The sequence below is a fragment of the Massilia sp. CFBP9012 genome, assembly GCF_034045115.1.
GTDB lineage: Bacteria > Pseudomonadota > Gammaproteobacteria > Burkholderiales > Burkholderiaceae_D > Telluria.
Map to the genome: position 1 here is coordinate 1 of NZ_JAXCWM010000023.1, position 26,364 is coordinate 26,364.

General features: G+C 66.1%; 21 protein-coding genes. 16 read left to right on the forward strand and 5 right to left on the reverse strand.

The features are described 5' to 3' along the window. Window positions 1–274: 274 nt before the first annotated feature. From SOM61_RS25600 to hisN, 10 genes are all read left to right on the forward strand, one after another. Entirely contained in the window at window positions 275–1,057 is a 783-nt protein-coding gene (locus tag SOM61_RS25600) for a 3-hydroxybutyrate dehydrogenase (RefSeq protein WP_320476684.1), read from the forward strand. A 23-nt stretch (window positions 1,058–1,080) separates the two neighbouring features. After that, window positions 1,081–2,226 carry an AI-2E family transporter gene (locus SOM61_RS25605; RefSeq protein WP_320476685.1) on the forward strand — a complete coding sequence of 382 codons (1,146 nt, stop codon included), beginning with the start codon at window positions 1,081–1,083 and terminating at the stop codon, window positions 2,224–2,226. Between the two features lie 2 nt (window positions 2,227–2,228). Continuing rightward, window positions 2,229–3,806: an efflux transporter outer membrane subunit gene (locus tag SOM61_RS25610; RefSeq protein ID WP_320476686.1), complete on the forward strand. Its 1,578-nt coding sequence runs from the start codon at window positions 2,229–2,231 to the stop codon at window positions 3,804–3,806. Next, the gene (locus SOM61_RS25615; protein ID WP_320476687.1) at window positions 3,803–4,975 is read left to right on the forward strand and encodes an HlyD family secretion protein; all 1,173 of its coding nucleotides are present in this window, start codon (window positions 3,803–3,805) and stop codon (window positions 4,973–4,975) included. The genes SOM61_RS25610 and SOM61_RS25615 overlap by 4 nt, the downstream gene beginning before the upstream one ends. A gap of 2 nt (window positions 4,976–4,977) precedes the next feature. After that, a complete protein-coding gene (locus SOM61_RS25620; RefSeq protein WP_320476688.1) occupies window positions 4,978–5,985 on the forward strand; it encodes a DUF2955 domain-containing protein in 1,008 nt (335 codons plus the stop codon). A 134-nt stretch (window positions 5,986–6,119) separates the two neighbouring features. Next, on the forward strand, window positions 6,120–6,827 hold the full coding sequence (imuA, locus tag SOM61_RS25625) for a translesion DNA synthesis-associated protein ImuA (RefSeq protein ID WP_147934489.1): 708 nt from the start codon (window positions 6,120–6,122) through the stop codon (window positions 6,825–6,827). Next, on the forward strand, window positions 6,757–8,277 hold the full coding sequence (locus SOM61_RS25630) for a Y-family DNA polymerase (RefSeq protein ID WP_320476689.1): 1,521 nt from the start codon (window positions 6,757–6,759) through the stop codon (window positions 8,275–8,277). Before imuA ends, SOM61_RS25630 begins: the two co-directional genes overlap by 71 nt. A gap of 398 nt (window positions 8,278–8,675) precedes the next feature. Beyond that, entirely contained in the window at window positions 8,676–9,452 is a 777-nt protein-coding gene (locus SOM61_RS25635; RefSeq protein ID WP_320476690.1) for an alpha/beta hydrolase family protein, read from the forward strand. Window positions 9,453–9,521: 69 nt separating this feature from the next. After that, window positions 9,522–9,890 carry a hypothetical protein gene (locus tag SOM61_RS25640; RefSeq protein ID WP_320476691.1) on the forward strand — a complete coding sequence of 123 codons (369 nt, stop codon included), beginning with the start codon at window positions 9,522–9,524 and terminating at the stop codon, window positions 9,888–9,890. A gap of 9 nt (window positions 9,891–9,899) precedes the next feature. Then, entirely contained in the window at window positions 9,900–10,709 is an 810-nt protein-coding gene (gene hisN, locus SOM61_RS25645) for a histidinol-phosphatase (protein ID WP_320476692.1), read from the forward strand. A gap of 102 nt (window positions 10,710–10,811) precedes the next feature. On the opposite strand, the gene SOM61_RS25650 is transcribed toward hisN, so the two are convergent. Continuing rightward, the gene (locus tag SOM61_RS25650) at window positions 10,812–12,725 is read right to left on the reverse strand and encodes a M61 family metallopeptidase (RefSeq protein ID WP_320476693.1); all 1,914 of its coding nucleotides are present in this window, start codon (window positions 12,723–12,725) and stop codon (window positions 10,812–10,814) included. A 217-nt stretch (window positions 12,726–12,942) separates the two neighbouring features. On the opposite strand from SOM61_RS25650, the gene SOM61_RS25655 reads away from it, so the two are divergent. The 5 genes from SOM61_RS25655 to SOM61_RS25675 all read left to right on the forward strand — a co-directional run bounded on the left by SOM61_RS25655 (window position 12,943) and on the right by SOM61_RS25675 (window position 18,490). Continuing rightward, complete coding sequence (locus SOM61_RS25655) at window positions 12,943–13,413, forward strand: Hsp20 family protein (RefSeq protein ID WP_320476694.1); 471 nt, start codon at window positions 12,943–12,945, stop codon at window positions 13,411–13,413. Window positions 13,414–13,701: 288 nt separating this feature from the next. Further along, window positions 13,702–15,237 carry a Do family serine endopeptidase gene (locus SOM61_RS25660; RefSeq protein ID WP_320476695.1) on the forward strand — a complete coding sequence of 512 codons (1,536 nt, stop codon included), beginning with the start codon at window positions 13,702–13,704 and terminating at the stop codon, window positions 15,235–15,237. Between the two features lie 48 nt (window positions 15,238–15,285). Beyond that, entirely contained in the window at window positions 15,286–15,948 is a 663-nt protein-coding gene (locus tag SOM61_RS25665; RefSeq protein ID WP_320476696.1) for a response regulator transcription factor, read from the forward strand. Continuing rightward, the gene (locus SOM61_RS25670) at window positions 15,945–17,294 is read left to right on the forward strand and encodes an ATP-binding protein (protein WP_320476697.1); all 1,350 of its coding nucleotides are present in this window, start codon (window positions 15,945–15,947) and stop codon (window positions 17,292–17,294) included. The genes SOM61_RS25665 and SOM61_RS25670 overlap by 4 nt, the downstream gene beginning before the upstream one ends. 65 nt (window positions 17,295–17,359) lie before the next feature. Next, a complete protein-coding gene (locus SOM61_RS25675) occupies window positions 17,360–18,490 on the forward strand; it encodes a branched-chain amino acid ABC transporter substrate-binding protein (RefSeq protein ID WP_320476698.1) in 1,131 nt (376 codons plus the stop codon). A gap of 167 nt (window positions 18,491–18,657) precedes the next feature. Here the strand turns inward: SOM61_RS25675 and SOM61_RS25680 are convergent, their stop codons facing one another. From SOM61_RS25680 to SOM61_RS25695, 4 genes are all read right to left on the reverse strand, one after another. Continuing rightward, window positions 18,658–19,443 (reverse strand): hypothetical protein, encoded by a 786-nt coding sequence (locus SOM61_RS25680; RefSeq protein ID WP_320476699.1) that lies wholly within the window; start codon window positions 19,441–19,443, stop codon window positions 18,658–18,660. Window positions 19,444–19,603: 160 nt separating this feature from the next. Continuing rightward, on the reverse strand, window positions 19,604–21,088 hold the full coding sequence (locus tag SOM61_RS25685; RefSeq protein WP_320476700.1) for a hypothetical protein: 1,485 nt from the start codon (window positions 21,086–21,088) through the stop codon (window positions 19,604–19,606). Window positions 21,089–21,274: 186 nt separating this feature from the next. Then, a complete protein-coding gene (locus tag SOM61_RS25690) occupies window positions 21,275–23,653 on the reverse strand; it encodes a TonB-dependent receptor plug domain-containing protein (RefSeq protein ID WP_320476721.1) in 2,379 nt (792 codons plus the stop codon). Window positions 23,654–23,781: 128 nt separating this feature from the next. Then, window positions 23,782–24,600, reverse strand: coding sequence for a PhzF family phenazine biosynthesis protein (locus SOM61_RS25695; RefSeq protein WP_320476701.1), 819 nt, complete (start codon window positions 24,598–24,600; stop codon window positions 23,782–23,784). Window positions 24,601–24,829: 229 nt separating this feature from the next. Here SOM61_RS25695 and SOM61_RS25700 point away from each other — a divergent pair, with 229 nt between their 5' ends. Beyond that, the gene (locus tag SOM61_RS25700; protein WP_320476702.1) at window positions 24,830–26,359 is read left to right on the forward strand and encodes a sigma 54-interacting transcriptional regulator; all 1,530 of its coding nucleotides are present in this window, start codon (window positions 24,830–24,832) and stop codon (window positions 26,357–26,359) included. Window positions 26,360–26,364 lie beyond the last annotated feature (5 nt).

Here is a 26,364-nt window from a genome sequence, read left to right on the forward strand (position 1 = left end):
AACATTCTGTGATTTCACTTGGATCCCCGCCTTCGCGGGGATGACGATGCATACTTTGCGTATAAATATTCCGGACACCAGTGCGCGCAGGCTGGGATCCAAGTACTGCAAACGTCGTCGAAACGCTTGCAAGATTGGGTTCCCACCTTCGTGGGAACGACGTTTTTACGCTAACTCAAGAAGGCTTTTGCCTTGTCCGGATCATGCGACCAAGGTCCAATTGTCTGAATCATGCGAGCGGTCGAGCATCTGACAGGTATTCCACGGAGGCGTCATGAAGCTCGAAGGAAAGGTTGCCGTCATCACCGGCGCCGCCAGCGGCATCGGCAAGGAAATCGCGCTCACCTATGCGCGCGAAGGCGCGCGCATCGCCATCGCTGACCTCAACCTGGAGGCGGCCGAACTTGCCGCGGCCGGGATGCGCGACGCCGGCCACCAGGCGCTGGGCGTGGGCATGGATGTCGCCAATGAGGCGCAGGTCGAGGCCGGCATCGAGGCGGTCGTCGCGCAATGGGGCGGCATCGATATTCTGGTGAGCAATGCCGGCATCCAGATCGTGCATCCGATCGAGGTGTTTCCGTTTAACGACTGGCGCAAGATGCTGGCGATTCACCTCGACGGCGCCTTCCTCACCACACGCGCCTGCGTGCGGCATATGTACGCGGGCGGGCGTGGCGGCAGCATCATCTATATCGGTTCCGTGCACTCCAAGGAAGCGTCGGTGCTCAAGTCGGCCTATGTCACGGCCAAGCATGGGCTCGAAGGCCTGACCAGGGTCATGGCCAAGGAAGGCGCGAAGCATGGCGTGCGCGCCAACCTGATCGCACCGGGTTTCGTGCGCACGCCCCTGGTCGACAAGCAGATTCCGGAGCAGGCGCGGGAGCTGGGCATCTCCGAGGACGAGGTCATCAAGAACGTGATGCTCAAGGAAACCGTCGATGGCGAGTTCACGACCGTCCAGGACGTTGCCAGTGTCGCGCTGTTCTTCGCCGCTTTCCCCTCGAATGCGCTCACCGGCCAGTCGCTGATCGTGAGCCATGGCTGGTTCATGGAGTAGGCCAGCAAAGAAAGGGACCGTCCGTGAACGCACCCGACAAGCTTGATGGCAACCTCGAAGAACGCCTGTCGAGGAAGCTGCTGGACGTGTTCATCCGGGCCGGCATCGTGTTCGGGCTGGCGCTGCTGAGCTACCGCATCTTCGCTCCCTTCCTGTCGCTCATCGTCTGGTCGGTGGTCCTGGCGGTGACCTTGTATCCGGCGCACCAGAAGCTGGCGCAGCGTCTGTCGGGCAAGCAGGGGCTGGCGGCCACCCTGCTGGTGATCGCCGGCATCGTGCTGATCGGGGTGCCGACGGCGATCCTGATGACCTCGCTTGGCGAATCGCTGCAGGACGTCGTCGCCAGCCTCCGCGCCGGTACCCTGAAGGTTCCCGCGCCGTCGCCCGACGTGGCCGAATGGCCGCTGGTCGGCAAGCGCATCCACGAAGTGTGGTCGGAGGCGTATGCGGACTTGCCGGCGCTGCTGCGCAGCAGGCAGGCGCAAGTGGCGGACCTGACCAGGAGGGCGCTGCAGGTGGTGGCCAGCATCGCCGGCGCAATGCTGGTGTTCCTGTTCTCGTTCATCATCGCCGGCATCATCATGGCCTGGGGCCGGGCGGGCGCCAACGCCATCAGGTCCATCTTCGTGCGCATGGTGGGCATCGAGCGCGGTGAAGAGTTCGCCCTGCTGTGCACGGCGACCATCCGGGCGGTGGCCCTGGGCGTGCTGGGCGTCGCCTTCATCCAGGCCATCGTGATCGGCCTGGTGCTCATCCTCGCCGGCGTGCCGTTTGCCGGCCTACTGTCCCTGCTCATCCTGGTGCTGGGCATCGTGCAGGTGCCGGCCATCCTGGCTACCTTGCCGGTGATTATCTATATCTGGACCAGCGGGGACTACGGCAGCACACAGGCGATCATGTATTCCGTGCTGCTCCTGCTCGCCGGCTCGCTCGACAATGTGCTCAAGCCACTCCTGCTGGGACGCGGCGTGGATGCGCCGATGCCCGTGATCCTGCTCGGCGCCCTGGGCGGCCTGGCCAGCGCCGGCCTGCTGGGCATGTTCGTCGGCGCGGTGTTCCTGGCCCTGAGCTACCAGGCCTTCATGTGGTGGGTGGCGAACAGCCCCGATGCCATGTCGTCGCCTGCGCCAGCGCCTGTGCCGGTGACGGCGGCGGCGCCGCCGGAGTAGCCGTGTGCGGCGCGCTCGGGAAGCGGTCGGGCAGGGGCGCGCTGGCGCTGGCAGGCGTGGCGCTGCTGGGCGCTTGCGGCACGGTCGGGCCCGACTTCGAACGTCCTGATATGCCGGCCGCGCTGGCTGGCTGGGACGGCGGTTCGCTGGCCTCGTTGAAATCCGGCGCCGGCGCGCCGGGACGCGGTTCGATCCAGCAATGGTGGCGCGGCTTCGACGACGCCGTGCTCGACGCGCTGATCGCCGAGGCACAGCGGGTGAACCCCACGGTGCGCGCCGCCGGCCTGCGCATCATGGAAGCACGCGCCGAGCTCGGGATCGCCGGCAGCACGCTCTATCCGCAAGGGCAACAGCTCAGCAGCGAGTTGCTGCGCGTGGGACAGCGGCGGGCAGGCGGGCCGGACAGCAGCCTGAGCAACTTCGACACCCATCTCGACATCAGCTGGGAACTCGATTTCTGGGGCAAGTTCAAGCGCGGCATCGAGGCGGCCGACGCCGGCTACCTGGCCAGCATCGCCCGCTACGACGATGTGCAGGTCTTGATGGCGGCCCAGGTGGCCAGCCTGTATTGCACGATCCGCACCACCGAGGCGCGGTTGACGATCGCGCGCGACAATGCAGCCCTGCAATTGCGCAGCTTGGAGATCACCGAGCTGCTGTTCCGTGGCGGTAACGAAGCCGAGCTGGATGTGCAGCAGGCCCGGACCTTGTACCTGGGCACCCTCTCCACCATCCCTCCGCTCGAGATCGGCCTGCGCCAGGCCCAGAATGCCTTGAGTATCCTGCTGGCGCGCGCGCCCGGCCCGCTCCCCGAGATGAAGGCGAAGGAGGACGGCCTGCACACGATGACCAGGCTGCCTGCCGGCCTGATTACCGAACTGCCCGCCGATCTGCTGCGGCGCCGGCCCGATGTGCGGGCGGTCGAGATGCAGCTTGCCGCCCAGTCCGCCCTGATCGGCGTGAGCGCGGCCGAGCTTTATCCCTCGATCTCACTGCTGGGATCGGTGGGCCTGTCGGCTACCTCGCTGGATGGGGCGCCGCGGGTGCTGAACTGGGCGCTCGGCTCGGGCCTGCTGTGGAATGTGTTCGACCATGGCCGGCTGAGCAACGGCGTGCTGGTGCAGGACGCCCGCTTCCAGCAGCTCTATGAGCAGTACCAGGGGGCGGTGCTGAATGCGGCGCGCGAGGTCGACGATGCGGCCGCCGGCTTTGCCCGGACGGGCGCGCAGATCGTGCTGCTGGTGGATGGTGTCAAGGCCGCCCGGCGTTCGTTGGATATTGCCAGTTTTCAGTATCGCGAGGGCTTGACCGATTTCCAGCGCGTGCTCGATTCCCAGCGCTCCCTGTTTAGCCAACAAGAGCTCCTGGCCACGAGCCAGGGCAGTCTGGCGCAGAACCTGATCGCCCTCTATAAGGCGATGGGCGGCGGCTGGGAGCAGGGCAGGAGCCGCCCGCCCGTGGACGAGGCGACCCGCGCCGTCATGGAGCGGCGCAGCGACTGGAAGGACGTCCTGCGCGCGCCCTTGCCGGCGCCTGGCGCCGAGGGCCTGCAAGCGCCTGATGGGGGACGCAGGCCATGAGTCCGGACCCGGTCAAGCTGGAACAGTCGGCGCCGCCCGGCGACGCGGCGCCGACGCCCGTCCCGGCGGCATCTGGCGTGCCGGCGCCGGCGCGGCCGGGCACGAAAAGCCGGTTGGGCTTGATCGTCGTGCTGGCGCTGATCGTGGCCAGCCTGGGCTGGTATCTGGTGGCGGATCGCCTGACGCCATATACCTCGCAGGCTCGTGTGCAGGCCTTCGTGGTGCCGGTGGCCTCCGAAGTCACGGGCATGGTGCACGAGGTCTACGTCAAGAACAACGACGAAGTGGAGGAGGGACAACTCCTGTTCCATATCGACCCCAGCACCTACCGCATCGCCCTGCGGCGCAGCCTGGCGGACTATGAATCGGTGCGGCGTTCGGTCAATGCCTCGGCGCTGGCGGTCAAGGCGGCCGGGGCGGCGCTGCAGGCCGCCAAGGCCATGCATGTGTTCGCCCGTCAGGATGCGGGCCGGATGGAGCAGATCTTTGCCGAAGATCCTGGCGCGCTGTCGATCCGCCGGGTGCAGAATGCGCGCGCTTCGCTGGCCACGGCGCGCAGCCAGGAAATCGCCGCCCAGGCGGAGTTGCGCCGCGCCGAGGAGGCGGCCGGCGAGCAGGGAGAGCGCAACGCGCAACTGCTCAGCGCCCGCGCGGCGGTCGAGAAGGCCGAACTCGATCTCGAGCGCACCGCCGTGACCGCACCCGCACGCGGCCGGGTGACCGACTTGCGCACCGATGTCGGCCAGGTCGTGCAGGCCGGTTCGGCGGCGATGACCCTGATCGCCGTCCATGACCTCTGGATCAGTGCCGACATGACCGAGAATAACCTCGGCAATATCGCGCCGGGCGACGAGGTCGCCATCGTGCTCGATGTCGTGCCGGGCAAGGTCCTGAAAGGGCGGGTGCGCAGCGTGGGCAGCGGGGTCAATTCTGGCCGGCAGTCCCAGGCCGGCACCTTGCCCGAGATCGACAACAGCCGCGATTGGCTGCGTCAGGCGCAGCGCTTCCCGGTCGCCGTGGAATTCGACCCTTCCGAACGGGCGCAGCTGCGCGCGGCCAGGATCGGTGGGCAGGCCGACGTGCTGGTGTATACGGACGACTACGGCCTGATGAACTGGCTGGGCGCCGTCTTCATCCGCCTGATGAGCTACCTTTCTTATCTTTATTGACGATGGAGCGCGCTGACAAGGCGGTGTTGCGGCTGGCGATCGGCCTGGCGCTGGCCGTGCTGCTCGCTTATGGCCTGGCGCTGCCGTCGCCGTTCGTGCTGTGTGTCATGACCGTGCTGTTGCTGAGCAAGCCAGGGCCGCCGATGCCCTTGCTCAAGGGCCTGGTGGTGGCCCTGCTGGTCGCCGTGGTGCTGGCGGCCGGCGTGCTGATGGTGCCGCTGCTGGAGCATTACGCCAGCGTCGCGCTGGTGCTGACGGCGCTGCTGCTGTACGCGGTGTTCTTCGTCGGCCTGCAAAGCGGCAGCCCGCTGGCGAATATCGTGGCGATTGCCTTCACCCTGGTTCCGGTGGCCGGCGTGGTCGACCAGGCCCTGGTGCCAGCGATCAGCACCGCCATCGCGCTGGGGCTTTTTGTCGGCGTGCTGGTCGGCAGCCTGTCGCATGCCTTGTTCCCGGATGAGGCGGAGTCCGTTACCAGGCCGGCGCCCCCCGCCGTTGCCGCGCACGCGGCCAGATGGCGCGCCGCGCAGGCCGCGCTGGTGGTCATGCCGGTGCTGGTGATGGCCCTGATCCACCCGGCTTTCTATCTGTCCGCCATCATCAAGTCGGTGCTGCTGGGCCAGCAGGCCGGCTCCACCGGCGCCCGCGTGGCGGGGCGGGTACTGGTGGGGTCGACCCTGGCCGGCGCGGGCATGGCGACCCTGGCCTGGTTCGGCCTGGCCTTGTTGCCGACCCTGTGGATGCTGGTGCTGTGGATGGCCGCAGCCGCGCTCTGGAGCGGGGCCCGGCTGTTCGGCCTCAAGTCCTCGTCGCTGCCACCCTCGTTCTGGAGCAATGCCCTGGTGACCATGCTGATCCTGCTGGGGCCGGCTATCGAGGATAGCGTGGTAGGGAAGGATGTCGGCCACGCCTCGCTCGTGCGGGTGACCCTGTTCGTCGCGCTTGCGCTGTATGCCTGGGCCGTCGTGTGGGTGCTGGAAGGGTGGCGCGCGTCAAGGTCAATGGCGTAGTAGGCAGGCGAAGATGTTTAATTTTAGTCAATACCAGTGACCCAATTGGTATAGCCAAAATGAATAGGTCTTGCAAAACGCGACTTCAGCGAGTACTGTACGTTTATACAGTATTTGTCCGATAAGCCTGAACTATGAACCACTCAGCCATCCTTGCCGCACCCGAGGCAGTGCACCCATCGCTGTGGCGCGCGTCGCAGCTGGCTCATGCCGATACGCGCTGCATCGATACCGGCCATCCAACGCTCTCGGGTCAGCTTCCCGGCGGCGGCTGGCCCGGCGGCACCCTGGTCGACCTGCACTTGCAGCAGCCCGGCATCGGCGAGCTGCGCCTGCTGCGGCCGGCCCTGGCCGCCTGCGCCGAGCGCCGCATCGTGCTGCTGCAGCCGCCCCATCCACCCCAGGCCCTGGCGCTTGCCGCGCTCGGCCTGGAACCATCGCAGTTGCTGTGGCTGCGCACGACGCGCACCGCGGACGCGCTGTGGGCGGCCGAGCAGGTGTTGCGTAGCGGCAGTTGCGGTGCTTTGTTGTTCTGGGCCAACCATATGCGTAACGACAATCTGCGCCGCCTGCACTTGGCGGCGCAAGGCGGCGAAACGCTGTTTTTCATGCTCCGCCCGCTGGCGGCGGCGCAAGATGCATCCCCCGCGCCTTTGCGTCTTGCGCTGCGGCCGGCGGCCGGCGGCATGAATATCGACTTCGTCAAACGTCGGGGACCGCAGCGCGAGGCGCCGCTGTTCCTTCCTCTTGGATCTTCACTATTGCAACGCCATGCGCCTCTGGATCGGCCTGTATTTGCCCCAGCTACCGCTCGAGGTCTTCAGCCCACGCTGGTGCAGTGAATCGGCGGGCGAGGCCGGCGGCGCTGCTGGCCGCCCGGACCCTGGCAACGTCATCCTCGAGCAGGAACGGGTGATGGCGCTGTCGCCGGCAGCGCGTGCTGCCGGCGTGCAGATCGGCATGCGCCGCGGCGGCGTGCTGATGCTGATGCCCGAGGCGCGTATCGAACTGCGCAGCCATGAGCGCGAAGCCGACGCCATGGGCGCGGTGGCGATGACCATGCTCCAGTACACGCCGCAGGTGGCGCTGGCCGAGGAAGCGACGCTGCTGCTCGATATCGGCGCCAGCCTGCGCCTGTTCGGCGGCATCCGGCGCCTGTGCGAGCGCATTCGCGCCAATATGGCGGCGCTCGGCTTCACGGCCTGCATCGCCTGCGCGCCCACCGCGCGCGGGGCCTGGCTGCTGGCGCGCCGCAATGCGGGTCGCGCCCTCACGATGGATTCGCTGGTGCGGCGCCTCGACTGCTTGCCGGTGGGCCTGCTGCCGCCGGCGCGGCCGTTCGCCAGCTGGTTCGAGGGCATCGGCTGCCGCCGCCTGGACGAGCTGCGGCGCCTGCCGCGACCCGGCCTGCAGCGGCGCTGCGGGCGCGCCTTGCTCGACATACTGGACGCCGCCTATGGCCTGAACGCCGAATTGTTCCAGTGGGTCACGCCACCAGAACGCTTCCATGCGCGGCTCGAATTGTTCGACCGGCTCGAACAGGCCGACCTGCTGCTGGCCGGCGCCCACCGCCTGGTGCTGCAGATGACGGGCTGGCTGTGCGCGCGCCAACTGGCGGTCGAACGCATCCAGCTGTCGCTCGACCACGAGCGCGGCCGCATGGCGCGTCCACCGACCCTGATCGAGGTGGCGCTGGCCGAACCCACCTGGCGCGACGAGCACCTGCTGCGCCTGCTGCGCGAGCGCCTGGCCAAGCTCGAACTCGAGGCGCCCGTGATCGGCATCGGGCTGGAGGCGCAGCAATTGCAGGCAATGGCGCCGCCGACCGATTCGCTATTCCCCGATCCCGGCGGCACCGAAGAAGACCGGATGCGCATGATCGAGCTGCTGGTGGCGCGCCTGGGAGCAGACAATGTCTTGCAGGCGCTGCCGGTGGCCGATTACCGCCCCGAAGTCGCCAACGCCTGGGTGCCGGTGCAGCAGAAGGTGAGCGCCGCCGCGCGCGCGGCGCAGATGCCGCCTGACGTGCAAAGCCTGCCGCGCCCGAGCTGGCTGCTGGCCAAGCCGATCGCGCTCCTGATGCGCGACCACCGGCCGTTCTACGGTTCACCCCTGCGGGTGGCATCCAATCCCGAACGCATCGAGGCCGGCTGGTGGAGCCAGACGCAAACGCGCGACTACTTCATCGCCGAGGGGCAAGACCACGCGCTGTACTGGATCTATCGCGAGCGCATCAACGGCACGGGCGAGGATGCGGCGCCGCGCTGGTTCTTGCATGGCTTGTTCGGCTAATAGGCGCGAGTCGGCTGCCGTGTGACTACATGCCGCCATCTCGAGCGACCGCATACCGCCATCTCTCGTGCGACTGCATACGATCATCTCTCGAGCGACTGCATACCATCATCTCTCGAGCGACTGCATACCATCATCTCGAGTGACCGCATACCACCACCGTCGCTCCCGCGGAGGCGGGAGCCCAAGTTTTTCACAACCGCAAATGCCGCACGACGTCCGTGGTAACGCGCACTTGGGCTCCCGCCTTCGCGGGAGCGACGGTTCTGCGCGCTTTGAACTACCATCGCCCCGCAGCGGTATGCCCGATGACAGATGCCGACACCGCTACCGCCCATGCTATCGTTGCCCCGCAACCGTCCGTCTGACGACCGGACCACGACGACAAGGAGACGCCCATGGCAGGCGAAGCAGTCCACTTCAAAGGCGCCGACGGCCAACTGCTGGCCGCGCGCCTCGATGCACCCGAGGGCCTGGTCAAGGCCTACGCCCTGTTCGCCCACTGCTTCAGCTGCGGCAAGGACGTCTTCGCCGCGGCCCGCATCGCGCAAGGGTTGACGCGCCACGGCATCGCCGTGCTGCGCTTCGACTTCACCGGCATCGGCGCCAGCGAGGGCGAATTCGCCAACACCAATTTTTCATCCAATCTGTCCGACCTGGTGGCTGCCGCCGACTTCCTGCGCACCGAGTACGCCGCGCCGCAGCTCCTGGTCGGCCACAGCCTGGGCGGCGCCGCGGTGCTGGCCGCGGCGTCCAGCATGCCCGAAGTGAAGGCCGTCGCCACCGTTGCCGCGCCCAGCGATCCGCACCACGTCATCGGCATGTTCCGCGAGCACATCGACGCCATCAATACGCAGGGCGTCGCCCACGTCCAGCTGGCCGGCCGCCCGTTCACGATCAAGCGCCAGTTCCTGGAAGACGTCGCCGAGCAGCGCCTGGAACAGAGGATCCGCGACCTGGGCCGCGCGCTGCTGGTGATGCATTCGCCTTCGGACGACACGGTTGCCGTGGCCAATGCGGAGCAGATCTTCCAGGCCGCGCGTCATCCGAAAAGTTTCGTCTCGCTCGACGACGCCGACCACCTCCTCAGGCGCCGCCACGACGCCGTCTACATCGCCGACGTGATCGCCGCCTGGGCCTCGCGCTACCTCGAGCTGGGCCGCGCCGAGCCATAAGATAGCCAGCGAACGGTCGAGCCGATTCGATGAGGCATAATCCGCCCATCGAAGCCGACCGGAGGAACCATGAAGCGATTCACGAACCTGGCAGCCCTGGCTGCCCTGACGCTGGCTGCGTCGACCTACGCCCACGCCCAGGCGCAGCAAACCCTGGAAACGCCGGGCTTTACCGTCAAGATCACGCAGCAGTGCGAAGAGGGCAACGTCACCTGCGACGACGTGCGCTACGTCGGCACCAGCAAGAAGTCCGGCAAGGCGATCGCCCTGCGCGGCAAGACCATGCACTCGCTCGCCGCCGACGGCGTCACGCCCGGCGCCTTCCAGGGCTATGTGTTCAAGTCCGGCCGCGCGACCTATACCGTCTTCGCGGACGGCCGCCTGGTGGTCACCGAGGGCAAGAAGACGCTGGTGAACCAGCGCGGCGAATGGAAGTGACCGGATGATATGCTGATCGACAACGCGCAGCTGGACATCCTGCGCGCCTTTGCCGAAGAACTCGCGGACGCGGCGGGCGCCGCCATCCTGCCGCATTTTCGCGCTGACCTCGTCGTCGAGGACAAGGCCGCGCAAGCCGGCGGGGCGGTGTTCGACCCGGTCACCGTGGCCGACCGCGCCGCCGAACGGGCGATGCGCTGCTTGATCTCCGCACGCTATCCGGAGCACGGCATCGTGGGCGAGGAAGAGGGCAGCGTCGACGGCGCCAGTCCATGGAAGTGGGTGCTCGACCCGATCGACGGTACCCGCGCCTTCGTCACCGGCCTGCCGATCTGGGGCACGCTGATCGCTCTCAACGACGGAATAAAACCCGTCATCGGTGTCATCGACCAGCCATTTACACGCGAACGTTTCATCGGCACGCCGCATGGCGCCTGGTGCAACGGCGCGCCGATCCGCACGCGCCGCTGCCCGACCCTCGCGCAGGCGCGCGTGATGCTGACCGTGCCCGCAGCCGGCGCGAAAGTCGCCGAGCAATCCGTGTTCGACGCCATCGCCTCGCAGGCGCAGATCGTGCGTTTCGGCGGCGACTGCTATGCCTACGGCCTGCTGGCCCATGGCCTGGTCGACCTGGTGCTGGAAGCGCATCTCGACGTCCACGACGTGCAGGCCCTGATCCCCGTGGTCGAAGGCGCCGGCGGCGTGATCACCACCTGGGAAGGCGGCGATCCCCAGCACGGCGGCTCCGTCATCGCCTGCGGCGACCCGGAGCTGCATCAGCAACTGCTGCCGCTGATCGCGCGCCTGCGCAGCGCTTGAGCGCTATCCGATCTCCGGTTTCCGCACGCCGGTCAATGACGGATGCATCGCCAATAAAAACGGCGGCCCGAAGACCGCCGCGATGTCATTGCCGGGACAGGATTATTTGACCGCCTTGAACAACGCGTCCAGGCGATCCTTTGTGCCTGGAATGCGCTCCAGCTTCGGATACCGCAAGCCATCGCGATAGTCCAGCGTGATGGTGCGCAGGTTGTTCCCCTTGCGTACCAGGAGCGCGATCGGTGCCTTGCCGTCCTTGTTGGCGCGCACCGCCTCCTTCAAGACGTCGCCCTTGTAGGCGCGGTTGTTGACCGCCACGATGGTGGTGTTGGCGGCCAGGCCGGCGCGAAAAGCCAAGCCATCCCACACCACGCCGGCGACGTCGCCATTGCTGCGCACCGAGAAGCCGAGCGAATAGGTGAAGTCGGCGCTGCGGCTGCGTTCTTCAAGCGCGCGGACGGCGTTGCTCGGGGTGTCGCCGTACACCAGCTTCCAGCCGGCGCGCGCCAGGCCGTCGAGCGGCGCTCCCGGACCATGGCCGTCCAGGCGCGCGCGCAGGAATGGCGCCCAGTCGAACTTCTGCACCTTGGTCAACGCCGCCACCACGTCGTCGAAGGTGTAGTACACCGCGTCGATGCTGCCGTCCTCGATGCCGAAGAAGGCGCGCGCGAAGTGTTCCAGGCTGCGCTTGTCGCCCGAGAGCTCGCGGATCTTGGTGTCGACGTCGAGCCAGATCAGCATGCCCTCGGTGTAGTAGTCCTCGCTGCGCTGCCAGTTGCCCCAGCCGATCGGCTTGCGGCCGTTGATGATCGGATCGTTGACCGTGTCCTGCACCGCGCGCCAGTCGCGGCCCTGCGTCTTGTCGTAGCGCGCCGCATCGATCGCCAGCGCTTCGCGCGCATGGTTCTGCGACACCAGGCCGGAGCGCGCGGCCAGCACCTTGCCCCAGAACTGGGTCTGGCCCTCGTACACCCACAGCAGTTCGTTCTGCAGCGGGGTGTTGAAGTTGGCCACGTCCTGGCCCGCGGGGCGGCGGAACTTGCCGTTCCAGGAGTGCACGAATTCGTGCGGCAGCAGCTCGCGGCCGGCTTCGTTGCGGCCCCAGTCGGTGAAGTAGCCGAGCCGCACGCCGTTTTCGCTCGACTGCTGGTGCTCGCGGCCGATGCCGCCGAATTCGTCCGAGATCGCGAACAGGAAATCGTACTGCTTGTAGTGGCGCGAGCCGAACAGCTTGATGGCCTGGTCGACCATCGCGCGGTGCAGCGCGATCTGCTCGGGTTTCGCTTCCAGGCTCTCCGGATTGTCGGCCACCACGTTCAGCAGCACCGGCTGTTTCGCGCCCGGCGCCAGGTCGATGCGCTTGAAATAGCGGCCGGCGAACAGCGGCGAATCGACCAGGGTGTCGAGGTCGTGCGGCTTGAAGCGCACCTCGTCGCCAGTGCGGGCCTCGACCGCCAGCGAACTGGCGAACTGCCAGCCGGCGGGCAGGGTGAGCGTCGGCTGCACCGTGATGCGGCGCGCATGGTAGCCGGCCGGGTACAGCGCCACCGATTGCCATTGCACGCCGAGGATGTCGTCGGTCATCGTGATGCGGCCCTGGCTCGTGTCCAGCGGCGACAGGAACTGGTATTCGGCCACCAGTTCGGTGGCGCCTTCCGGCACCGTCACATGAAAGGCGTGAACCTGCACCGGGTCGCGCGTCCACTCGAGCGGCTTGCCGCCCGCGCTGAACTTCAGGCCGGCCAGTTGGGTCAGCGGAATATTGGGACCGTGGTTACCCGGCGCCCACTGCGGATACAGCAGGGTCATGGGACCCGATTGCACCGGCATCGACAGCCGCATGCTGAAGATCTGCTGCGCCAGGTTGCTGGCGTCGACGTGCAGTGCGATCGTGCCCGGATACGGGGCATTGCCGACGGCAGGGACCTGGGCGGAAGCGGGCAGGGCCAGCGCGAGAGCAAAAGCGAGGGCGCCTACCTGACGGGTGGCGCGGGCGAAAAAGGGGAAGGAGGTCATCGTGAAGCGGGAAGCCAAGGGTAAGCCAGCGAGTGTAGCACCCCATCCAACACAAATTTCCGCTGATACATCATGCAAATATAATTTGCAAAAATACTTAAAAATCCGTATTTCGTAAGACTTGAAAATCGTTTGGCATGACATTAGATTGGTACCAACGGAATGCTCAACAGAGGTTCCGTCCCTTATCGCTTAACTTCACAAGGATATGACTACCATGCGTACTTTCGACCTGACTCCCCTGTACCGTTCCGCCATCGGTTTCGATCGCCTGGCCAGCCTGCTCGAGCAACGCGCCGAAGCGCAGCCGAGCTACCCGCCATACAACATCGAACTGGTGAGCGAAGACCAATACCGCATCGTGATGGCGCTCGCCGGCTTCAGCCGCGACGAAGTCGAGATCGTCACCGAGCGTGACAGCCTGCACGTCACCGGCCGCAAGCAGAAGGACGACGTCCAGCGCACCTTCCTGCACCGCGGTATCGCCGCGCGCGATTTCGAGCAGCGCTTCCAGCTGGCCAACCACGTGAAGGTCACCACCGCGTCGTTCGACAACGGCATGCTGACCATCGAACTGGTGCGCGAAGTGCCGGAAGCCCTGAAGCCGCGCAAGATCGCCATCGGCGACGCCGCCGGCGTCATCAGCGGCGACAACGTCAAGACCCTGGAACAGCGCGAAGCCGCCTAAGCCTGGTCTGTCGTTAGCGTAACCACATCGTTAGCGTAATCACGTCGTTCCCGCGCAGGCGGGAACCTAATTTTGCGAGCGTTTCGATAACGCGGGCAGAACTTGGGTTCCCGCCTGCGCGGGAACGACGTTTGTTCTTGGGCTGGCGGAAGAACACGGTCCACCCATCATTAAGGCGCGCCTAAGCCCGAAGCCTTGTCAACTTAAGCATGATCTAAGGCGGCTGCGCGAAGATACGTCATCGATACTCAACATCGATTCAACACATTTTCACCAGGAGCACACACCATGTCGAATCCAAGTGCCGTTACTGCCATCACTGCCAAACGCCTCATGCTGGCCCTGGGTGCCGCAGGCGTCATCGGTGGCGCGGTCGGTGCCATCGCTGTCAATCACAATAATGCCGTCGCCAGTGCCGCGGCCCAAGCCGCGCCTGCCGTCGCCGCTGCGCCAGCTCCGGCGCCAGCGCCGGCCGCCGCCGTGGGCGCACCAGCGTCGACCGTCGCGCTCCCCGATTTCACCCGCATCGCCGCCCAGCAGGGCAAGGCGGTGGTCAACATCCGCGTCGTCGGCGGCACCAAGACCGCCAATCGTGGCGGCTTGCCGAACCTCGACCCGAGCCATCCCTTCTACGAATTTTTCCGACAGTTCCAGGATCCACGCGGCGAACGCGGCGGCGATCGTGGGACTCCCGTTTTCGGCGCCGGATCGGGCTTCATCGTAAGCCCGGACGGCGTCATCCTTACCAACGCCCACGTCGTGCAAGGCGCCGACGAAGTGACCGTCAAGCTGCAGGATCGCCGCGAATTCCGCGCCAAGGTCCTGGGCGCCGACCCGCGCACCGACGTGGCCGTGCTCAAGATCGACGCCAAGGGCTTGCCGGTGGCGCCGCTCGGCAAATCGCAGTCGCTGCTGGTGGGCGAGTGGGTGCTGGCCATCGGTTCGCCGTTCGGCCTCGAAAGCACCGTCACCGCCGGCGTGGTCAGCGCCACCGGCCGCGCGATCGCGGACGCCTCCGTGCCGTTCATCCAGACCGACGTCGCCGTCAACCCCGGCAACTCGGGCGGTCCGCTGTTCAATACCCGCGGCGAAGTCGTCGGCATCAACTCGCAGATCTACAGCATGACGGGCGGCTACCAGGGCCTGTCGTTCTCGATCCCGATCGACCTCGCGGTGCGCATTAAGGACCAGATTGTCGCCACCGGCAAGGTGCAGCATGCCAAGCTGGGTGTGCAGGTGCAGGAAGTGGAACAGGCATTCGCCGACTCGTTCAAGCTCGAGACGGTCGAAGGCGCGCTGATTTCGACCGTCGAACGCGGCAGCCCGGCCGAGCGCGCCGGCCTGAAGTCGGGCGACGTGATCCGCCGCGCCAATGGCAAGACCATCGGTTCGTCGGGCGAGCTGCCGGCCATGATGACCCTGTCCAAGCCGGGCGACAAGATGGCGCTCGATGTCTGGCGCGACGGTAAACTGGTGCGTCTGGACGCGACCCTGGGCGATGCTGCAGAGCGGCCGCGCCGCGGCCAAGGCCAGGAACTGGCCGAAATGGCCGACAACAGCGCCAAGCTGGGCCTGACCCTGCGTCCGCTGGAGTCAAGCGAGCGCCGCCGTAGCGGCATCGCCAACGGCCTGGTGATCGAGGACGCCTCGGGCGCCGCGCTCATCGCCGGCGTCGAGCCGGGCGACGTGCTCATCTCGGTCAACGGCCGGCCGGTGAACTCGATCGAGCAGGTCCGCGACATGGTGTCCAAGGCCAGCAAGTCGGTGGCCTTGCTGATCCAGCGCGGTGGTGACAAAATCTTCATTCCGGTGCGGATCGGGTAAGGAAGCACAGCGTCCTCGACCCGCACGGGCTTCATTTTAGGGAATCACATGCGGCTACTGCTGGTAGAAGACGATACGATGATCGGCGAAGTGGTGCTCGACCTGCTCAGGGCCGAGCACTACGCCGTCGACTGGGTCAAGGACGGCGAGATGGCCGACACGGCCCTGCTGCAGAACCAGAACTACGACCTGGTGCTGCTCGACCTGGGGCTGCCGCGCAAGGATGGCCTCGAAGTGCTGCGCTCGATGCGCACGCGCAAGGACCGCACCCCAGTGCTGGTCGCCACCGCGCGCGACTCGGTGCAGCAGCGCATCGCCGGCCTCGACGCCGGCGCCGACGACTACGTCCTCAAGCCCTACGACCTCGACGAACTGCTGGCGCGCATCCGCGCGCTGCTGCGCCGCGCCGCCGGCCGTGGCGAGCCGATCTTCGAGTACCGCAACATCAGCATCAATCCCGCCACCCGCGAAGTGCTGGTCGACGGCACGCAGGTGTCGCTGTCGGCGCGCGAATGGGCGGTGCTCGAGGCGCTGGTGGCGCGTCCCGGCGCGGTGCTGTCGCGGGCCCAGCTCGAAGAAAAACTGTACAGCTGGCGCGACGAAGTCTCCAGCAACGCGGTCGAAGTCTATATCCACGGCCTGCGCAAGAAACTGGGCAGTGACCTGATCCAGAACGTGCGCGGCGTCGGCTATATGGTGCCCAAGGCATGAAAATGACGCACTCGCTGCGCGGGCGCCTGCTCTGGTTCCTGCTCGCGGCGATCACCCTGGCGGCGGTGGCGCAGGCGACGATCGCCTATCGCACCGCGCTGCATGACGCCGACCAGATCTTCGACTACCACATGCAGCAGATGGCGCTGTCGCTGCGCTCCGGCACGCCGCTGTCGAACGACGAGGCGCGCGCGCGCATGGAAGCCGAGAGCAGCGCCAGCGGCAACGACGACATGGTGGTGCAGATGTGGTCCCCCGACGGCGTGCAGATGTTCCACAGCGTCTCGCGCGCGCGCCTGCCGCAGCGCGCGGTGCTGGGCTTTTCCAATGTGCGCGCCAACGGCACCACCTACCGCGTGTTCTCGATCCAGACCTCGAACCAGACCGTGCAGGTCGCGCAAGACCTGGCCGTGCGCCGCAATATGGCCGGCAATCTCGCCCTGCGCACGCTGGGTCCGATCGCGGTCATGATGCCGATCCTGATGCTGGTGGTGTGGTGGGTCGTGAGCGGCTCGCTGCAGCCGGTGGCGCGGGTGCGCTCGCAGGTGGCCGCGCGCCAGGCCGACGACCTGTCGCCGGTGTCCGATACCGGCTTGCCCGACGAGGTGCGGCCACTGGTACAGGAGCTGAACCTGCTGTTCGGCCGCGTCAGGACCGCATTCGAGGCCCAGCAGCACTTCGTGGCCGACGCCGCGCACGAGCTGCGCACGCCGCTGGCCGCCCTGCGCCTGCAGGCGCAGAGCCTGGACCGCGCCGACACCCCGGAAGCACGCCGCGTCGCGGTGTCGCGCCTCACCGCCGGCATCGACCGCGCCACGCGCCTGGTCGAGCAACTGCTGGTGCTGGCGCGGCAAGAGGCGACGGCCGCCGAAGGCGCGGTCGCCCGCCCGGTCGACCTGGCCGACCTGGCGCGCCGCACCGTGGCCGACCTGGCCGGCGTGGCCGCCAACAAGGGCGTCGACCTGGGTGTGCAGCAGGCCGACCCGGCCACCGTGGAGGGCCAGCCCGACGCGCTGCAGATCCTGCTGCGCAACCTGGTGGAGAACGCGGTCAAGTACACGCCGGGCGGCGGCACGGTCGACATCGCGGTCCAGCACGAAGGCGGCAAGATCGTGGTGCAGGTCGAGGACAGCGGACCGGGCATCCCGCCGGAAGAGCGCGAGCGCGTGTTCGACCGCTTCTACCGCGTGGCCGGCAGCGATGCCGCCGGCAGCGGCCTGGGTCTGGCCATCATCAAGGCGATTGCCGAGCGCCACGGGGCGACGCTGGCGCTGGATAGTTCGGCGCGCCTGGGTGGGCTGAAGGCGGTCGTGACGTTCAGGGCGTCGGCCGCGACCGCGCTCTAGACGCGGTAAAATGTTCGGTTGAGCGGGCCGCACGCGCGGGCCGCATCGCAATGAACGAGGAACCGATGAACAAGAAGATAATCATGGCAGCCGTGCTGTCGACGCTCGCCGGCATGGCCTCGAGCCAGGAAGTGGTGCGCATTGCCCACGTGGCGGGATTGACCGGCCCGGTGGCGTATTTTGGCAAGGACACCGAGAACGGCGCGCGCATGGCGATCGAGGCGCTCAACGCCAAAGGCGTGACGATCGGCGGCAAGAAGGTTACCTTCCAGCTGGTGGCCGAGGACGACGCGGCCGATCCGAAACAGGCCACGAGCGTGGCGCAGAAGCTGGTCGACGCGAAGGTCAATGGCGTGATCGGTCACCAGACCTCGGGCACCACGATCCCGGCTTCCAAGATCTACAACACGGCGGGCATTCCGCAGATCTCGCACTCGAGCACCAGCCCGAAATACACCCAACAGGGCTACAACACGGCCTTCCGCGTGATCGCCAACGACGTGCAACTGGGCCAGGCCCTGGGCCGGTATGCCACCGGCGAGATGAAAGCGAAGCGGGTGGCGGTGGTCGATGACCGCACCGCCTACGGCCAGGGCCTGGCGACCGAGTTCTCGCGCAGCTTGCAAAAGGCCGGCGGCAGCGTCGTCGCGCGCGAGTTCACCAACGACAAGGCGACCGACTTCAGTGCCATCGTCACCCGCATCCGCGCCACCAAGCCGGACCTGGTGTTCTTTGGTGGCATGAACGCGACCGCCGGCCCGATGCTGCGCCAGATGAAGCAGCTGGGCATGAGCGTGCGCATGATGGGCGGCGACGGCATCTGCTCGGACGAGATCTTCAAGCTGTCGGGTGGCACGATGACGGACGGCCAGGTGGTATGCGCGGAAGCGGGCGGCGTGCAGGGCGACGCCAAGGCCGGCATGGACAAGTTCCGTACCGACTACAAGAAGCGTTTTGGGATCGATGTGCAGATCAATGCGCCGTATGCCTATGATGCGACGATGGCCATGGCCGAGGCGATGGTGAAGGCGGGATCGTCGGCGCCGGCCAGGTATTTGCCGGTGCTGGCCAAGATCCAGTACAAGGGTGTGACTGGGCCGATCGCGTTCGATCAGCGTGGCGATATTCGTGATGGCACGATTACGCTGTATACGTTCAAGGGTGGGAAGCGGTCGATGTTGACTGTTACCAAGTAAGAAGTGCTGCCGCTTTTGCGGCAGGGGGCAGAGTACTTGGGTTCCCGCCTGCGCGGGAACGACGGGCGAAGGCAGCGGACTACGACAGAGGTTCTTTGTCGCTATCGCTTGCCCGTCGTTCCCGCCCTCGCCGGGCGCCTTGGCGGGAACCTAAGGCCGTCGTGTCCCTAGTCGTAACGGTCCGACGGCAGCAGATGCCTGAACGTCGGCTCGATATTCATCGCATGCAGATGACGCACGATGTCTTCCAGCGTTGCGTCTTTCAGCAGCAGGCCTGGCGCCGGCGCATGCGGTAAAAAGGACGACGCCGGCGCGGCGACAGGGGCCGCCACCCCCACCGCCATCGGCTTGTTCTGCTGCTCCGCCCCAAGCGCCTGGAAGACCCGCTCGAACTGCTCCTCTCCAATGCTTTCCAATCCTTCGAGGAAGGCCGCCTGGCCCAGCGGCGGCGGCGCCATGTCCAGCCCCGCTTCGTCGGCGAACGAGGCGCCCATGCCCGGATGGATGAAAGCCGCCCACTTGCCGGTGCGCGGATGCAGGCAGGGTGGCAGCGCGATCGGTGCGCGTACGGCATCCGTATCCAGTTCGATTTCAGGGAACCAGGCGTCGCGCAGGCGTTCGAGGAAGGTCTGGGCCCGGTCGGCCGGCACCGGCGTCGCCAGCGACAGCCACAGGTAATAGGCGTCGCCGCCCGAGATGCTCACCGCCGGCGCGGGCAGGCCGAGCGATTCCTGCAGCGTGTTGGCGACCTCGCACAGCCGCAGCCAGTGGGCATCGCTCTCGGCGCCCTTGGTCTTGCGGAAGGGGATCATCATGGCGCGCGCCTGGCCATCGCCACCCGTGAGGCTGATCGGCACGTTCCGCTGGCCGAGCACGTGCAGCGTCAGCACGTCGGCCGGCGGCGCGTCGGCAGGAAGATAAAGCCGCATCAGTTCGGCGATCAGTTTTTGCATGTCATTCCAACGGCGTCAAAAGACAAGCATGATATATCGGAGGGCGGCCATGCTGCCGTGTATCGTATCGTCTCTGCACGAAAGACAAGGACGACCATGCGCAAGATTGATACCTACATCATCGGCATGCCCTAGGTGGCAAGCACGGTGCGCCTGCCGCTCAGGCGGCGTAGCGCAGTGCCAGGCGCTGCCTGGCCTGGTCGTAGAGGGGGAGCCCCGTTTTCTTTGTCGTGACCATCCAGCACAGCGAATGCGGTGTGTGCTGCAGGTCGATCACGGTGCGTTGATCGAGATAGTGGACGGCGGCGTCGCCGCGCAAGCCATGGTCGTCGCAGGCCGATAGTGCGATCTGGTCGGTGAACCAGATCAGCTTGTCCTGCGCCAGATTGTGGAGAATGAAGTGGGACACCTTCGCCAGGAATTGCTCGGCAAGCGGGGTAGGGCGGCAGTAGCAGAAGCCGGCGGCAATGCGTTCCCAGAATGGTGAAGCTTCGACACGTGCCAGGGCCAGTTCGGCATTGGCGGGCAAGCCACGGGCGAAGTCGTCCCAATCGCCGTTGAACAGGGCATCGGCGTCCATCATGCACAGCTCGCAGCGATAGTGCTGCAAGACCTGGTAGGCGCGCACGAAGCGCGCCGTCGCATAGTAGGTGGTCGGCTGCTGCGCCGGCACCGGTCCGCGTTCGAGCGACAGGCCGATCGACAGGCCCGGCAACTGTGTGCGCAGCAGCGTCAGTTCTTCCAGGACCTGCGGGGATGGCGAATACAAGTGCAGGTGCAGGTCGAGTTTGCCGACATTGGTCGCATGCAGCGAATAGGCCAGGTAGCGCGCATGCTCCATGAAGTAATTGTCGTCGCAGGCGACGAACACGACCGGCCGCGGGGTCTCCGCCAGCGGCTCGACCATCTCGATGGCAGGCAGTTGTTCGAGTAGTTGCGGCAGCGCATCCGGAGCGCTGTCCAGGCTGGCAAAACTCATCGGCCAATCGGGTTGCTGGCCGGTGAAATATTGGCTGGTCATCAGGGACAGTCCTACCAGCGGCAGGTCGCGCCCCTGCGGATCCTGCGCGAGCGGCTCCAGCCAGCCCAGCGCCTGCGCATGCTGGCCCAGCATGGCGTGGATAAATCCCATGATCGCCCGTAAGGACGGATAGGTGGCGAAGATGTCGGGAAAGCGCTCCGACAGCGCCAGGACTTCTTCGATCTCCTTGATCCGGTAAAGCATCTGGACATTCAGCGCCATATAGTCGCCGGCCGGATGCAACTCGAGGACGCGGTTCAGGCCACGCTTGATGTTGACGATGACGTCCGGCGGCAGCGTGGAATTGGGATACGTATTGTTGTAGTGCGAGGCCAGGTTGGCTTGCAGGATCGTGAACATGGCCACGTGCATCGCGAGTTGATGTTCCGGCGACAGGCCCGAAGGCGGCAGTGTGCCGAGAAAGTCCGCCAGCTGCGGGACGTCGGTGTTGCAGCGGTCGATTACCCAGTGGAGGAGCTTGAGCGGATAATTGCCGATCGTCGGAAAATTGGTCGGTTCGCTAAGGCAATCACGGTAGTACTGGTGAAAGTCCTTCAGCGTGGCGATCCTTGCGGCCAGGTCGGCGTCGCGATCACTGGGGTGGTCGATGCTTGTGAGGCTCATGTAGGGGGCGCCCGGATGCCCTTGCGATCTTGAGCACGATGCCGCATCGGGGATGTTGAGGATTGTTTGTAGCAATAAATGCTACATCGTTCCGATTTGAATATCAAGCAACAATCACTGGCGAAGCAGAAACGGCCCGCGATAAGGCGGGCCGCTGTTGCCGGATCGGCCTGGATTGGCGTGCGATCAGAACTTGTGCGCCAGGCGCGCGAACATCGCCGCGCCGTTCAGGCCGAACTGCACGCTCTCGTACTTGAAGCCGTTGTCGGTCTCGTTCGGATCCTGGCGGGTCGGCTTGACGTCGAAGATATTGGTGCCGCCCACGGTCAGGCGGGTCTTCTCGGTGAAGGCCCAGGTGAACGACAGGTCGGCCGAGGTCTTCGCCTCGTACTTCTGATTAGGGACCGGCGGACCCGAGAACGTGCCCAGGGTCTGCGGACCGAAGTGGATCACGCGCAGCGAGGTCTCTAGCTGGCCTTGCGTCCAGTCCAGGCCCAGCGTGGCCTTGCGGCGCGGCGCGCCTTCTTCGATGAACAGGCGCTCGCGTTCCGACAGCAGCACGTCCTCGAAACCTTCCAGCGCCGCCGGCGCCTTCACGCGCTGCACTTCGGTCTTGCTGAAGTTTACAGCCAGGAAGGTGGTCAGGTTGCCCGCGCCGACCTTGGCGCGGTTGGACACGGTCAGGTCCAGGCCTTGCGTCTTGGTGTCGACCGAGTTGACGAAGAACTGCGCCTGACCCACGCCCAGCTGCTGCAGGGTGGCGCCCAGCGCCGGGTAGTTGTCGGCGTCGAAGCGGCCCGACAGCACGATGCGGTCGTCGATGTCGATGCGGTACAGGTCGGCCGTGACCGACGTCGATTGCGTTGGCGACCAGGTCAGGCCGAGCGTATAGCTCTTCGATTCCTCGTCCTTCAGCTGCGGGATGCCGGCGGCATTGGCCACCGGGCCGCCGTTCGGCGCCAGCACCACGTCGAGCGGCTGGCCGCCGACGAAGTCGGTGAAGGTCGACGAGAAGTACATCTGCTGCAGCGACGGTGCGCGGAAGCCCGTGCTGGCCGACCCGCGCAGCAGCACGCTCGGCGCCAGGCGGTATGCGGCGGCCAGCTTGCCGGTGGTGGTCGAACCGAAGTCCGAATAGCGCTCGTGGCGCACGGCGGTCTGCACCTTGAAGCGGTCCGTCACGTCGGTCTCGATATCGAGATAAGCCGCGTTACTGTGACGGTCGCTGTCGGTCTCGTCGCCCGGCTGGAAGCCCGGGAAGCCCTGGCTGCCGGCGTTGCCGCCTTCGCCCACGCCGTCGGCGTCGATCCACGAGCCGGTTTCGCCGGCGAAGATCTTGTAGTTCTCGCGGCGGTGCTCGAGGCCGAAGGCGACGTTCATGCCTTTCAGTACATCGCCGTAGAAGCGGCTGATGTCGAGGTTGGTGGTCGACTGCTGGAACGAGAAGCCGCCGGCGTAGAAGCGGCTGGCGCTGACGCCCTGGCCGCCGCCCAGCAGGTCGAGGTTGGCGATCGAGGCGTTGAGGGTGTTGTTGATGTCGTACTTCAGGCGGTTGTAGCCATAGGTCTGCGAGACGTCGGCATTCCATTCGCCGACCGCCCAGCGGTAGCCGACGGTGCCCCAGCGGTCGTGGACGTCGCCGTCGATGAACGGGACGAAGCCGTCAGGGTACATCGCCGCCGAGTTACGCGACGGGATGTCTTCGGAGCCCAGGCCTTCGCGCGCCCAGGCGGCCGAGGAAGCGTCGCGCTTTTGCGCGCCGGCCGTGAAATACAGCTTGCCGGGGCCGGTGGGGAATTCGCCGTTGAGGTAGACGGTCTGGTTCTCGGACTTGGTGTCGCCGATGATGCGCGGGTTGCCCGCTTCGGAACGGTTGGAGCGGCCGCGATCGTAGTATTCGCCCGTGATGCCCAGCACGCCGCCGGCCACCGCCACGCCGCAGTAGGCCGACGCCAGCCAGTTCTCGCCGTCGCCCGCGGTGTACTGGCCGTAGCCGAGCACCGATTCGCAACCCAGGCTGCGTTTGAGGTCGATGTTGATCACGCCGGCGATCGCGTCGGAGCCGTATTGGGCGGCGGCGCCGTCGCGCAGCACCTGCACTTCGCGGATTGCCATCACGGGGATCGCGTTCATGTCGGTGCCGGTATTGCCGCGGTTGCGCGCGCCGAACAGGTTGACCAGCGCCACCGTGTGACGGCGCTTGCCGTTGACCAGCACCAGGGTCTGGTCCGAACCCAGGCCGCGCAGGGCGGCCGAGTCGATCAGGTCGGCGCCGTCGGCGCCGGTCTGGCGGGTCGAGTTGAACGAGGGCGACAGGTTGGAGAGCACCTGGGCCAGGTCGAACTGGCCGCTTTGTTCGGCTGCCTTGGTCATTGGAATGAAGTCGATGGCGACCGGGGTGTCGGTGCTCGATGCGGCGCCGACGCGGCGCGAGCCGACGACGCTGACGCTTGGCATGATTTCACCGCTGGCGACGCTTGGCGCGGTTTGCGAGTGGGCGATGGCCGGGACGAGGGAAAGCACGGCGGCGCTACCATATAAGGCAAACAGCACCGAACCAGACATTATTTTGAGTTTAATCACGTTTTTCTCCGAAGGAAATTTGGATATTACTCAATTGTTTCTTCGGTAACCATCGTAATGTATCAATAACACAACGGAGTATGGCTATAGCTAGAACTTATTCGACCAAGTTACGACAAATCGTGAAAATTTGACGTGTCAATCGTCTCGATGCAGCCGCCGACCAGTACGGCGCCGTCCTCCATCCGGGTGCGGATCAGGCAATCGTGGCCGGTTGCGCGGCCCTGGCGCACGGTCAATCCGCGCCCGAGCAGGACGGTGAGGGCGCCGGCCGCGACGCCGGTGGCGCTGTCTTCAAGTCGTGGGTCGAGGTGGTTGAAGTTGCGGCCTTCGAAGACCTGTGCATCCGCGTCGCCTGCGTAGGCGTACAGGCCGTTGACGCCGTTTTCCTTGCTCCACTGCGTGATCGCTTCCAGGTCGGGCGTCAGCGCGTGCAGGGTGGCTGGGTCGCGCACTTGCACCAGCAGTTTCGGGCTGCCGATCGAGGCCACTTGCGGCGCGGCGACGATGGCTGTCGTCGGGATGCCGAGCAGGCGTGCCGGCAGCTCGGGTGTGAGTGCCGGTTGCGGGGCGGGCTGCGGCGCCAGGCGGACGAACAGGTGTTCTCCCTCGCGGGTCAGGGCGAGCGGTTGGCCGTGCATGGCGGTCTTCACCATCAGTGGCGGGTTCGCGCCTGGCCGCGCGAACAGCCGCGCGGCCGCGGCCAGCGTGGCGTGCAGGCACAGGGGGCTGCGCGTGTGCGGGTAGTAAAAGTCGACGATGGCAGCCGTGCCGTCTTCCTGTGGCGGATCGATCCAGACGCAGGTGGTGTTGTGCTCGCGCGCGAATGCCTGGCGTGCGTCGGGGTTTGACTGATCGTCTTCGATGACGAGAGCCGGGTTGCCGGCGTTTGCGGTGGCGCCGAAGCAGCGCAGGGCATGGACGTGCATGGTTTTTCCTTCTGGTCTGGCGTGGCGAGCGGGGGCGGAAGGATCATAGATTGAATCGGCTGTTCGCGCTGACCAAACCATGACAATTTTGCAGGGTCGGGAGAGGTCGCCAGGGCGTTCCAATCGGTTAGAATTTGTGTATATTTTTTATCAGGCGGATTGTGCCCACTTTGCCCATGTTTCAGGAATATCTCGATGCCGCCGGCGCCTACTTCGTGAGCGGACAAGCGTGAGCGATCCAGACGCGACACTGACCAGCTATGGGATGGCCGAGGACTTCGCCTCGGCGCCGGTGCTCGGCATCACGGTTCTGTGGCATCCGCAGCGCGAACGCATCGGCGAACAGATGCTCGGCCCGGCCGCGGGCGGCGCGATCGCGCTGAACCGGTTTGCGCCGCTGTTCGCACGTGCTGGCGCGGGGCATGAAGGCACGCCGCTGGGCGAGCGGTCGATCACGCGCGAGCCGGTGCATGTCCGCTTCGTGGCCGAGGGTGGCATCCAGATCGATCACGTGCGCGGCAAGATGGGGCTGGAGCTCAATGGGCGGCCGTCGAACGGGACCGACCGCTTCACGGCGAGTGAACTCGAGCGCGGCATCGTGATCGGGCTCGGGAGCCAGATATTCGTGTGCCTGCATTTGATGCGCAGCCTGCCGCGCGCGGCGAACGTGCCCGGCTTGATCGGCGTGGGCGATGGGGCGATCAAGATGCGCGATGCGATCGCGCAGGTGGCCGGGACCAGCATGCCGGTGCTGTTGTTGGGCGAGACCGGCAGCGGTAAAGAGGTGGCGGCGCAGGCGATTCATACGCTCAGTGGACGTCGGAACGGGCGGTTTGTTGCGATCAATATGGCGACGTTGAGTGAGTCGTTGGCGGCGGCGGAATTGTTTGGTGCGGTCAAGGGGGCGTACACCGGGGCGACCAGTGGCCGGCGCGGGTGGTTTGCCGAGGCCGAGGATGGGACCTTGTTCCTGGACGAGGTTGGGGATACGCCTGCGTCGGTGCAGGCCATGCTATTACGCGTGCTGGAGAGTGGCGAGTATCGGCCGCTTGGGGCGGGTGCGGATGCGAGGTCGAATGCGCGGATCGTGGCGGCGACCGATCAGGATCTGGGGGAGGGCGGGTTTAACCAGGCCTTACGGCGGCGTCTCGAGGCGTTTGTGATTCGGGTGCCGGCGTTACGTGAGCGGCGTGAGGATATTGGCGTGTTGGTGCGGCATTTTCTGGAGGCCGAGGCGCCGGGGGATGGGTGGAGTTTGCCATTCGAGTTGCTGAGCCAGGTGTTCAATGGGGACTGGCCGGGGAATGTGCGGCAGTTGGCGCATGCGATGCGGCGGGTTGCGCTGGATTTGCAGGCGGGGAATGTGCCGGTGTTGGAGCAGTCGGTAATGATGCCTGTGGTGGAGCCTGCGCCTGTTCCTGCTGGTGCTGCGGCGTCCGCTTCCGTGTCGAGGCCGGTGCGGCGCAAGGTGTCGGAGTTGAGCGATGACGATCTTTTGGAAGCGATGGAGAAGAGTCAGTGGCAGATTCTGGCTGCTTCGAAGGCGCTGGGGATTTCGCGGCCTACGGTTTACAAATTGCTGGAGGCTCACCCTCGGATTCGTTTTCCTGCCAATATTTCGGAGGAAGAGATTCGTGCGGCCTGGGAGGCTTGTGAGGGTGATCTCCAGCGGTGTGCTTCAAGGCTTATGACGCCGGCAGAGGCGCTAAGGCGTCATGCAGGGCTGCTAGGCCTTGCTCAAACCATTGAAGATGCCTGATGTTC

Excerpts from the sequence above, each read along its gene's own strand:
- SOM61_RS25600 (WP_320476684.1), top strand. The coding sequence starts at position 275 with ATGAAGCTCGAAGGAAAGGTTGCCGTCATCACCGGCGCCGCCAGCGGC.
- SOM61_RS25615 (WP_320476687.1), top strand. The coding sequence starts at position 3,803 with ATGAGTCCGGACCCGGTCAAGCTGGAACAGTCGGCGCCGCCCGGCGAC.
- SOM61_RS25620 (WP_320476688.1), top strand. The coding sequence starts at position 4,978 with ATGGAGCGCGCTGACAAGGCGGTGTTGCGGCTGGCGATCGGCCTGGCG.
- imuA (WP_147934489.1), top strand. The coding sequence starts at position 6,120 with ATGAACCACTCAGCCATCCTTGCCGCACCCGAGGCAGTGCACCCATCG.
- SOM61_RS25630 (WP_320476689.1), top strand. The coding sequence starts at position 6,757 with ATGCGCCTCTGGATCGGCCTGTATTTGCCCCAGCTACCGCTCGAGGTC.
- SOM61_RS25635 (WP_320476690.1), top strand. The coding sequence starts at position 8,676 with ATGGCAGGCGAAGCAGTCCACTTCAAAGGCGCCGACGGCCAACTGCTG.
- SOM61_RS25640 (WP_320476691.1), top strand. The coding sequence starts at position 9,522 with ATGAAGCGATTCACGAACCTGGCAGCCCTGGCTGCCCTGACGCTGGCT.
- hisN (WP_320476692.1), top strand. The coding sequence starts at position 9,900 with ATGCTGATCGACAACGCGCAGCTGGACATCCTGCGCGCCTTTGCCGAA.
- SOM61_RS25650 (WP_320476693.1), bottom strand. The coding sequence starts at position 12,725 with ATGACCTCCTTCCCCTTTTTCGCCCGCGCCACCCGTCAGGTAGGCGCC.
- SOM61_RS25655 (WP_320476694.1), top strand. The coding sequence starts at position 12,943 with ATGCGTACTTTCGACCTGACTCCCCTGTACCGTTCCGCCATCGGTTTC.
- SOM61_RS25660 (WP_320476695.1), top strand. The coding sequence starts at position 13,702 with ATGTCGAATCCAAGTGCCGTTACTGCCATCACTGCCAAACGCCTCATG.
- SOM61_RS25665 (WP_320476696.1), top strand. The coding sequence starts at position 15,286 with ATGCGGCTACTGCTGGTAGAAGACGATACGATGATCGGCGAAGTGGTG.
- SOM61_RS25670 (WP_320476697.1), top strand. The coding sequence starts at position 15,945 with ATGAAAATGACGCACTCGCTGCGCGGGCGCCTGCTCTGGTTCCTGCTC.
- SOM61_RS25675 (WP_320476698.1), top strand. The coding sequence starts at position 17,360 with ATGAACAAGAAGATAATCATGGCAGCCGTGCTGTCGACGCTCGCCGGC.
- SOM61_RS25680 (WP_320476699.1), bottom strand. The coding sequence starts at position 19,443 with ATGCAAAAACTGATCGCCGAACTGATGCGGCTTTATCTTCCTGCCGAC.
- SOM61_RS25685 (WP_320476700.1), bottom strand. The coding sequence starts at position 21,088 with ATGAGCCTCACAAGCATCGACCACCCCAGTGATCGCGACGCCGACCTG.
- SOM61_RS25690 (WP_320476721.1), bottom strand. The coding sequence starts at position 23,653 with ATGTCTGGTTCGGTGCTGTTTGCCTTATATGGTAGCGCCGCCGTGCTT.
- SOM61_RS25695 (WP_320476701.1), bottom strand. The coding sequence starts at position 24,600 with ATGCACGTCCATGCCCTGCGCTGCTTCGGCGCCACCGCAAACGCCGGC.